1 pseudogene is annotated in these 810 nt (G+C 53.0%); it reads left to right on the forward strand.

Annotated elements, in window-relative coordinates:
- Positions 1 to 115: 115 nt before the first annotated feature.
- Positions 116 to 810 (forward strand): annotated as a pseudogene (locus J5224_RS31780) (hypothetical protein); the annotation flags it as partial.

Genomic DNA, 810 nt, shown 5'->3' on the forward strand with positions numbered 1-810 from the left:
GGCACTCGATAATATCCACCAGCCTGAGCACCTATTACGACGGATCGTTGAGCAATTTCCCGTCAGCCACATTGCAGCATTGTTTCGGACGTTAGCGCCTTCGCAGCAATGGGAAATGATGTCACTTTTATTAACGCATCCTAAAGGCCGCCAGGGAGAAATCGCTGACCGACTGGCACTGGCGTGGTTTGCCCGCTTCGCGCAGCTATTAGCGCAACACAACCTGGCTCCGCTCCGTCCCGATTGGGAAAAGCTGATTTACCAGTTTGCGCCACAGCTGATAAAAGCCCTCTATCAGCGGCACACCGATAGCCAGCTCCCCTGGGCTTTGGTGCGTGATTTAACGGAAGCTGAGCGCCTGCTGCTGCTTAGCGTATTAACACCGCAGGAATATCCATTTTTGACCGCTATTCTGCGCGTACCAGACTGGTGGCAGGTAAAAAACCGCGCCGATTTAACCTCGCGCGACGTTCACGCTACACAGGCATCAAGCCCTGAAAAATCCGCCGCGATATTGCCCCCATCGCAAATTCACCAGCATGTGTGGCTTTTTACGCTCCAATACCTGCTAATCGATCGTGGCAGTGCGTTCAACCGCCAAAGCTATATGTCTGGCCTGGTGGTCCAGATGGCAAATTCGCAAAACCAAAAGGCAGATACGCTGCTGGCGTCGCTAATTGCGACGCTTGACAGCACCACCATCGACAGCGTGCTACAAGGGCAATTATTGGATTTACTCCACACCATCGAGCCCATTATTGTTTCGCCTGCGCTTTTAGGCGCACCTGATAAACCGGAGATCGCTGAAAC

The sequence above is a fragment of the Candidatus Symbiopectobacterium sp. NZEC135 genome (assembly GCF_025962695.1).